This window comes from Desulfonatronovibrio magnus, assembly GCF_000934755.1.
Taxonomy (GTDB): Bacteria; Desulfobacterota; Desulfovibrionia; order Desulfovibrionales; family Desulfonatronovibrionaceae; genus Desulfonatronovibrio; species Desulfonatronovibrio magnus.
This window is the reverse complement of sequence record NZ_JYNP01000136.1, coordinates 1-2236: the sequence shown is the minus strand read 5'-3', so window position 1 is coordinate 2236 and position 2236 is coordinate 1. Positions and strand designations below refer to the sequence as shown.

Sequence of the window (2236 nt, the reverse complement as noted above, 5' to 3'; positions counted from 1 at the left end):
TGCATTTCCCAGCTCTTCTGGATACCAGGCAAGCTGGTGGTCTTCACTTCCAGGATTGTATGATCTGGGAATACGAAGTCTAAGTGAGCTGTAAGCGGTAGGGAGCTTGCAGCGTTTCCGCAGATAGAACACCTGGTTTTATCTGGGCTGTACCAGTTGCAATTTGGGCAGTAAGACAGGGCATATTCAAGCGCCACCTGCCTTTCATGTGGAAATGCGTGTAAGGCCTCTGAGATTATATCTTCAGCTACGTGGCCACGCTTGAATCTTATCAGCGTCTGCAGGGTATGGGGCTTAGGGTTGGTTTTGGTTTTGACTACTTTACGGGGGCACTGGGCGATATCACTTGCGCCTATATACAAGGCACGATCTCCCAGGGTTGCTTCTGTTTCCAATATCTGAGCCGTCTGTAAGCCAGTGTGGAAGGTTTGTAGATTTAACATGATTACACCTCCACTATCCTGGGGTCATGCAGTTTTTGGGCTGCTTTCTGGGCTTCTTGCAGAGTGGGGAAAATAATTGGGATGCCTTGTTCGTCATTGAGAATACAAGGAAAGGTGGGATCGAACAGTTCTAAGATGATGTACATAATTGCCTCCTGTTTTAATGTTATAGATTCTATTGCTCTATAAACTTATAACCTAAAATAGGGGGCATTTTCGAAAATTCAAGATCATTAAAACATAAAGGCACTAAACGAGGGGGAAATGCAACGCAGGAAGGAGTTTCATGACGGGAAAGAAAGTGGGACCGACCTAACGGCCCCACAGTTCACTAATATTAAACTAAATCTCCTCGCAAGACATGAGATCATCTATGTTTTCGAGTATTTTCTCTGCACTGTCTACGCTGATAAAGTACAGCTTCTCGCTCAATGAGTAGCCGTCGGATAATGGCACGCCATCTTGTATATGCAACATGTCAATATCACCAACGTAATTTTTAACGGCCTCCCAGAATTCATCGAAGTTGATTCGGCAGGCCTCCGGTACACCCAAAATCACTGCCTCCTCTTGACATTTATTAAAACCAGGTCTGTTATTTTCCCAGTACACGTTTCCCAACTTACATTTGCCAAAGTAATTATCGAGATTAGGTCTTAACATAGTTTTCACCTATTTCCTTAGTTAAATTGTTAATGTTTTTAAGTATTTCCATTGTCATTTTTCTTTCATGCCTGGCCTCCACCGAATAAAAGCCGTGAGATACTGCGTTTTTATTCTCGGGTTGACCACCTTTTTTCCGTATTCGTTTTTTACTGATTTTTAATCACCCCCTATTCACATTGCCAATAATAGCTTGAGCATCTTTTTCCACATACACATTTTCCACAACAATATGCTGCTTGCCTCCACGCTGAATTTTACTTAAACATTCCAAGCCCTTGTTGAAATTACGTGACAGTTTCATAGCCATGTTCAGATACTTCTCTGCAATTTCCGGGAACATTTCCCGTGATGTTTTCTTCAGCATCTTGGCACAGAGCCTGTGACACATTAAGAGTTGGATAATCAGTTGAGCTTCAAGGAGGTTTCTGGGGCTATTAGCCATAAGCAGCTGAAGGAAGACGTTTATTTTGTCCTGGTTTTCAGGAGTAACAGGCAAAAGGCTGCCGAATAATTGATCGAGGGCAGTGAAGAGCGGTACACCTGCTGGGAGACCCAGGGATCTGCATAGTAATTCAGGGTTATTCGTAGAAACCTGACAGTCTTCCATAATTTTAATTTCGTTCATTGTTAGCGACCTCCTTATGGCTGAGGCCCAGGTAAGTGGGAACTGGAGATGTTTCTCTAAGTTTTTCAACGGGTATGTACCTTATTAAATCAAGGAACATGCGAACAACTGCGGACCTGCTGATGTTGTTGCTTTCAGCTGCCTGATCCACGAGTTCCATAGTTTCCGGGGGACAACTGATTGAGTATCTTTCTTTCATGTTCGTTTTCTCCTATAGATTTATGTTGTAATTTCCTAACCTTATAATAAAGTATACTACAAATTTTTTGACTTTTTAAGTGTTTCATAATAAAAATCTGAAATTAATTTTTACGGCAGCGGGTGGCTCTTCTCTTCTTCTGGCTTTTATAAGCCTTGCCTGGGAGCCGTAAGGCGACCCAGGCAGGCTTTTATCAAGTATTCAAATACTCTAATACTCAGGAAAATGAAACCCGCGCCAGATAAGGGTTTAGAGGGTATTTTGTACCAAGTAGGGCAGGTGTTTGTACCAAGTAGGGCAGGT

General features: G+C 42.6%; 5 protein-coding genes. All 5 read right to left on the bottom strand.

Annotated features, from left to right (window positions below):
- Nucleotides 1–443: hypothetical protein (locus tag LZ23_RS11720; protein ID WP_045214407.1), on the bottom strand; the 443-nt coding region annotated here is incomplete at its 3' end.
- Between the two features lie 2 nt (nt 444–445).
- Nucleotides 446–589, bottom strand: a complete 144-nt coding sequence (locus LZ23_RS24145; RefSeq protein ID WP_157493209.1) for a hypothetical protein — start codon at nt 587–589, stop codon at nt 446–448.
- Between the two features lie 196 nt (nt 590–785).
- The gene (locus tag LZ23_RS11715; RefSeq protein WP_045214405.1) at nt 786–1106 is read right to left on the bottom strand and encodes a hypothetical protein; all 321 of its coding nucleotides are present in this window, start codon (nt 1104–1106) and stop codon (nt 786–788) included.
- A gap of 163 nt (nt 1107–1269) precedes the next feature.
- Complete coding sequence (locus tag LZ23_RS11710; RefSeq protein ID WP_045214403.1) at nt 1270–1734, bottom strand: hypothetical protein; 465 nt, start codon at nt 1732–1734, stop codon at nt 1270–1272.
- Entirely contained in the window at nt 1721–1933 is a 213-nt protein-coding gene (locus tag LZ23_RS11705) for a ribbon-helix-helix domain-containing protein (protein ID WP_045214401.1), read from the bottom strand. The genes LZ23_RS11710 and LZ23_RS11705 overlap by 14 nt, the downstream gene beginning before the upstream one ends.
- Nucleotides 1934–2236 lie beyond the last annotated feature (303 nt).

What these genes read in the sequence shown, in the direction of transcription:
- LZ23_RS11715 (WP_045214405.1), bottom strand. Translation starts at nt 1,106, where the DNA reads ATGTTAAGACCTAATCTCGATAATTACTTTGGCAAATGTAAGTTGGGA.
- LZ23_RS11710 (WP_045214403.1), bottom strand. Translation starts at nt 1,734, where the DNA reads ATGAACGAAATTAAAATTATGGAAGACTGTCAGGTTTCTACGAATAAC.
- LZ23_RS11705 (WP_045214401.1), bottom strand. Translation starts at nt 1,933, where the DNA reads ATGAAAGAAAGATACTCAATCAGTTGTCCCCCGGAAACTATGGAACTC.
- LZ23_RS24145 (WP_157493209.1), bottom strand. Translation starts at nt 589, where the DNA reads ATGTACATCATCTTAGAACTGTTCGATCCCACCTTTCCTTGTATTCTC.